Below are 5,634 nucleotides of genomic sequence, written 5' to 3' on the forward strand. Positions count from 1 at the left end.
TTTGCAGGGTTTTATACTGTAAAGATACAAATTCCTGCAAATATATACAACTGTTTTTGATATTATTTTATTGAAGCGCATAGTGTTAAGCGGATATTAAGGAGCGACTATATATCAACCTCTTAAGTAAAAAGTAAAATTGAGTACAGAACAAGCTGAGGCTTTTATTGATTGATGAATTATTATTTGAGGAGGGATTTACTTATTGGAGGGATAAACAAGATCTCCTCTTGCTCCGAGAAGTAGTATTTGTCCTCCCTTTGAATCCCAAGCTTTTTGACTTCTGCCTTGAGTTTATTAGCATCCTCTGTCGAGGCACTTGTATATTTACCTAGGGAGAGCCAATTCAAGATCTTATAAGAATCCCGATCTATATCGGCAGAACTGATACAAAATTCCGTGTTGAAAGTTAGAGAATCGAACTTTACATCCGAATCTCTCAACATTTCTTTAACATCCTCAATTTCAGTGCGTTTATCCTCATACTCCCTATCGAGGATCCGCTTTAGCTTTGCTAGTAGACTATCCCTAGCATTGGAGATAAATACAATCTTTCCACCTGGCTTTACCAGTGAATTGATATTGTGGTAGATCTCAATATCTTGCAAAGCGAAAATACTGTGGATCAAGAAGACAATGTCGTAGGATCCTTGAGTAAGCATATCAAAGAGATCCTCAAAGAGGCCATGATAAATGTTAACCACTTTTGTATTCTCGATTTCAGCCGCACGCCTCTTAAACTCTTTACAGAAGAGCTCGGACTGCTCTACAACATCTAGATTAAACTCCAGATCAGGTTTTTTTTGTGCCCAAAAAGACAGGATATGCATCATTCGCCGACCATCCCCTCCTCCGATATCGCAGATTTTGATTGGATTTTGTCTATTGGACACTAGATGCTGTATGATCTCCCGATTGATCTTTTGAGCCAAAGAGTCGGAGGGGGTATAGAGTACATCTTTGAAGTCATTGTACACCTTACAGCCGTTTTTTGTATTTAAAAATTCTTTATAGGCTTTTTTTACAGAGTTCATACTATCATTACAAAACTTTTACTAATATTCTTTTTAGTGGGGCCTCTATTAAAACCACTAAATAGTTAAGAATAAGCGCAATGGTGGTCAGCATCAAGACTCCGAGCAATACCTGAGAGATATTGAATAGTCCCGTCTGCACCTTGATCATATGCCCTAGACCTGCACTCGAGGAGATGTATTCGCCCATAAATGCTCCGAGTAGAGCAAAGCCAATATTGATACGAAAGGCAGAAATCACCCAAACCATGGAGGAGGGCACAATAATTTTCCTAAAGATCATTTTCTTCTCAGCTCCCCACGATTTCAGATAGGCAATATGATTGGGATTGACATTGAGTGCTCCAGAGTATGCCTGATACAGAGCGATGAAGACCGTAGAGAGGACGGCCATCATCACTTTGGAGAGCATCCCTGTACCGAACCAAATCATCATCAGTGGTGCTAGAGCAAAGATCGGTGCAGAGCCAAGCATCACGATGTAGGGTTTGGCTATCTTGAATACCGTAGCAGAGAACCAGAGCGATAGCCCCAGCAATACTCCCAGGATATTACCAACGATGAAGCCCAACAGCGTCTCGAGAAATGTGCAGAGGAAGTCAACTAGCAGCCTTCCTCTCAAGAGACCATCATAGAAGGCCTCTGCGATCTTGGAAGGTGCACCATAGTAGAAGAGCTTGTCCGGATTGAAATAGATAAACAGCTCCCACAGGCCTAAGAAAAAGACACCGGGCAGGAAACGCAGGAGCTGTAGCCCTACCCTAGATACTTTAGTTCGTCCCATATCTCTACAAAGTAGTCTCGAAGTTGATGCGATTTTCGGAGCTCTACGGGCTTCTTCTCACCATAGTCGTCAAACGTGATGGGGATACAACGCTTGATGTGCACAGGTTTCTCCGAGAAGATCAGAATATAGTCAGACATGACAATCGCGTCCTCTATATCATGGGTTACCATGAGGCTGGTCGTGTTGGCATGTTGTAGCTCGCCGATGATCCTCGTTTGGATCTTCAGTTTGATGTCGAAGTCTAGGTTCGAGAAAGGCTCGTCCAGGAGGATAATGCTAGGTTTGGAGACCAAGGCCTGGATTAGAGCGATACGCTGCTTCATCCCAGCAGAGAGGTTCTCGGGATAATAATCGGCGAAATCTGCTAGGCCAAAGTGTTTGAGATAGATCTCAACCGCCTGCTCATCTGGCTCTCGTCTGAGCACCTCGAAGACCAAACGGATGTTCTCCCGTACCGTTCTCCACGGCAGTAGGGTGTCGGTCTGAGGCATGTAAGAGATTGCCTGCCCCTTATCCGAAAGAGAGAGAGAGACCGAGCCCGCGCTGGGAGACAAGAGCCCCGAGATTAGATTGAGTAACGTTGTTTTGCCACAACCGCTCGGCCCCAATATCGAGTAGAACTTACCCTTCTCGAAGGTGTAATTCAGATCTAAAAAGATAGGAAGCCTCTCAAATCCAAAGGATAAGTTTTTAATACTGATCATATCCCTAAACCAGACTCAATGAATTTTACTTTCTTTTGGAAATCTTCATCAAGATTTTTTTCGTTCTTCAAGAAGAAATTACTAAGCTCTCTTCCTCGTTTCTTTAGGCGAATGGTATAGTCTTCTGTATCTCTACTTCCGAAAATTACCAAATCTTCAGGATATAAATCCTTTATGTCGAATCCCCCCCCTCCTTTAGATGGGGTAAGATGCTTTAATACACTCAGAACTGCATTTCTGTATTCTTGACCACTGGAATCTAAGTAATTTTTCTCAAGTTCACTTGATATATAATCAATACTATTTGAATGTTCTCCCGAATTCCTCGCATTCAAAACAGAGTGGCAACGAAGAATACCGACCCTGATAGCCTTCAAAAATTTTAAAACAATAAGAGGATAAGCTCTCAAGTACTCTGTTGTTGTTATAATAGCTGTAAAGATAATATCTGATCTCTCATCTCCTCCAGAAGGCTTTTCAATTTCATATTGTTCTTCCTTCAAAACAGCCTTTTGAATCATTGTTAGCTCTGGCTCCATCAGGTAAAACTTTGAATACTTTTTGAACATCATTTCTAGCTCCTTTAGATCAAGCACATTGACCCCTTTCGTGTTTTTTATCTCAGCATAAGTCCATAGGGCTAGGATATGAATAAATATTTCATACCATTCAGAGGGTTCGTTCTTTCCTGATGCAGAGAAAACTTCGTTGATATTTCTGGTTAACACATCCCTCAAAGTAATGAGAGATTTCATACTGTTGTTATGAACGTTTTCCCAAAAATCCGGTTTATTTTGAATTGTGTTTAGCAGCTCCTTTACAAATTCTTCAAGAGACTTGAACTGTTCTTCCACTGTTTTCTTCCCTTCCCCCTCTTTTGCCTTTGCGAAGATCTCTCCAGAGGTACTCTCCGGAGACTTATCGTACACCAATATGTTTCCTGACTCTTCTTTTTTCAAACACCTTATGGGATTTTTGACAACAAGAGGAGACAGTATAACCAACTGCTGCTTCCCATCAGTCATCGCGTTTTTAACATAGTATGGGTCGACAATAGCAAATCCTCCATTATTGGCTACCTCTTCTATTGCTTTTTCGTCTGTATAACGATTCTCAATCTTTATCTCTAGATTTTCCGCTTTAAGAGATTTTTGAGATAGGAGGAAAGGGAGATTAATAACATAATCGTCCATATTATAGACCTTAACGGAAACTTTTTGCAAAAGCTCATCTTGTGTCCATACCCCGACAGTATCTATCTTTTGGGCAACATCCATTAATTCCTCCCCCTGTTTTTTAATGTCTTTGCGAACACCTTCAAGTTCAGAATAGTAGTCTTCAACTTTCTTATAGTGCTTTGTTAATGCTTCTAGCATTCCACTTAAACCGGACAAGGAAGTGATTATAGATACAATCATCCAATAATAAGATTCTGCCTTTTCGATTAAATCGCCATTACCCTTCCACAAGAAAACGATTATTGCAGCTGCAACTCCTATGAATATCAATACTATTGAATAGAGATAACGATTCCCTTCATTATTTTTATTGTCTCTTTGGGAAGTTTTGAAAGACAGGCATATTATCCCCACAATAAGGACTATAAGTGATATCCAATAGACCGTGTATAAAGACTCTTTACTTATCTCTTCTTTGATGCATTGAATCCCTTCTAAAAAATGAACACAAGGAACTGCTAGAACCCCTGCAGAAATCATGAACAGGGGCAAATACAATTTTATCTTGCTCAAAAAATTACACAACCTAATGCATGACTTGACATGTTTAGGGTATTTATCGAGGGGTTTTTCGACGTTGCTCATGGCTAAAATAATTTATTGCTTTGCATTTTGAGCAAAAGTATTATCAATAAGGTTAATTGTTGGCATTTGCTTGAGGTCTCCTACATCAATGCGTGTTTGTAGGAGGCTACTCCATGAATCCATGTTGATTTGTGTGTGCTGGGGGATACAGCCAGAGTCAATGAGTCGCCTCAGGGCTGTACGGATCACCTCATCCTTGAGGTGAGGCAGGTATTTCTTAGCCACTAGGAGAGTTCCCTCTAAGTCTGTATGGATATAGTTCAAGGCTTTTTCGTATGCATTGACAACCTTCTGCACCATCTCCGGCCTCTCTTTAATGGTCTGATCCGAAACCATGAGGCCCGTAAACGCAAAGTCACCCCAAGCCTCTGGGTAAGAGAAGACCACCTTGCCTCCCTCCAGCTCGGCCGTAGAGACGTTCGGCTCAATCGTTTGGGCAATCGAGGCCCGACCATTTTGCAGGCTTGCCAGTTCTGTTCCCATCTCGACCTCGAGGATCTTTGTATCCCTCCCAACCTCCAGGCCTGCCTTCAGAGCGAGCTGCTTCTGCACAACGTAAGAGGTATTGGGATTAGGATAGGTCGCCACAGTATGCCCCCTAAATCCAGTGGGGTCGCTGAAGGGCTGTATCGTTGGATCAAATGTGATCCCCCAAACAGCTACCCTATTGACAGCCATCACTACAACCTTGCCGCCCCAGCCTTGTTCGTTGGCAATGGCAACGAAAGCTGGATCGCCCTGTGCAAAATCGGTGTTACCGCTAGTCAGAGCTGAGAATGCCTGGGCATCTCCACCAGCCGTCTCTATTTTCACGTCTAAGCCTTCCTCGGCAAAGAAGCCCTTCTCTTGGGAGACATATAGACCTATGTAGAGTAGATGCTGAAAAGCCTGCGAAATAGTTACTGTAGTTAGTGGAGTAGTATTTTTACTTTTATCTGTATTAGTATTTCTACATTGTGTAAATCCAGAGATGAGCACAATCGAAACAAGAATCTTGATGATAATATTTTTCATTCTTATATGATTAAAATTTTACGGTACAAAGATAAGATATTATTTTGGTTTTTGGTCCTGTTCGAAAAAACATTTTCTTTGTTGTGAGAAATAAGTAAATATGATTATCCGTATTTATACCTAAATTCATTTCTATAGGTTACGCAAGCTATCAGTTATCTTCTAAAGAGGGCTTCTCCCCAATATCTTCGATTAAACGGTATTGTTAAATATATATAGCTATTTCATTGTTTAGTTTTAGAAAAAGTAATTTTAGGGATTTTTCTATCATA

5 protein-coding genes are annotated in these 5,634 nt (G+C 41.1%); all 5 read right to left on the minus strand.

Translation table 11 applies throughout. The features are described 5' to 3' along the window. Positions 1-182: 182 nt before the first annotated feature. The 5 genes from EII41_RS13130 to EII41_RS13150 all read right to left on the minus strand — a co-directional run bounded on the left by EII41_RS13130 (position 183) and on the right by EII41_RS13150 (position 5,362). Positions 183-1,034, minus strand: coding sequence for a class I SAM-dependent methyltransferase (locus tag EII41_RS13130; RefSeq protein WP_124790946.1), 852 nt, complete (start codon positions 1,032-1,034; stop codon positions 183-185). Between the two features lie 7 nt (positions 1,035-1,041). Further along, positions 1,042-1,818 (minus strand): ABC transporter permease, encoded by a 777-nt coding sequence (locus tag EII41_RS13135; RefSeq protein WP_124790947.1) that lies wholly within the window; start codon positions 1,816-1,818, stop codon positions 1,042-1,044. Continuing rightward, the gene (locus EII41_RS13140; protein WP_124790948.1) at positions 1,791-2,525 is read right to left on the minus strand and encodes an ABC transporter ATP-binding protein; all 735 of its coding nucleotides are present in this window, start codon (positions 2,523-2,525) and stop codon (positions 1,791-1,793) included. Before EII41_RS13140 ends, EII41_RS13135 begins: the two co-directional genes overlap by 28 nt. Then, the gene (locus EII41_RS13145) at positions 2,522-4,276 is read right to left on the minus strand and encodes a hypothetical protein (protein WP_221620728.1); all 1,755 of its coding nucleotides are present in this window, start codon (positions 4,274-4,276) and stop codon (positions 2,522-2,524) included. The genes EII41_RS13140 and EII41_RS13145 overlap by 4 nt, the downstream gene beginning before the upstream one ends. Before the next feature lie 84 nt (positions 4,277-4,360). Then, complete coding sequence (locus EII41_RS13150; protein ID WP_124790950.1) at positions 4,361-5,362, minus strand: ABC transporter substrate-binding protein; 1,002 nt, start codon at positions 5,360-5,362, stop codon at positions 4,361-4,363. Positions 5,363-5,634 lie beyond the last annotated feature (272 nt).

The sequence above is a fragment of the Tannerella forsythia genome (assembly GCF_003860135.1).
In the GTDB taxonomy this organism is placed as follows: domain Bacteria; phylum Bacteroidota; class Bacteroidia; order Bacteroidales; family Tannerellaceae; genus Tannerella; species Tannerella forsythia_A.

What these genes read in the sequence shown, in the direction of transcription:
- EII41_RS13135 (WP_124790947.1), bottom strand. Translation starts at nt 1,818, where the DNA reads ATGGGACGAACTAAAGTATCTAGGGTAGGGCTACAGCTCCTGCGTTTC.
- EII41_RS13150 (WP_124790950.1), bottom strand. Translation starts at nt 5,362, where the DNA reads ATGAAAAATATTATCATCAAGATTCTTGTTTCGATTGTGCTCATCTCT.
- EII41_RS13140 (WP_124790948.1), bottom strand. Translation starts at nt 2,525, where the DNA reads ATGATCAGTATTAAAAACTTATCCTTTGGATTTGAGAGGCTTCCTATC.
- EII41_RS13130 (WP_124790946.1), bottom strand. Translation starts at nt 1,034, where the DNA reads ATGAACTCTGTAAAAAAAGCCTATAAAGAATTTTTAAATACAAAAAAC.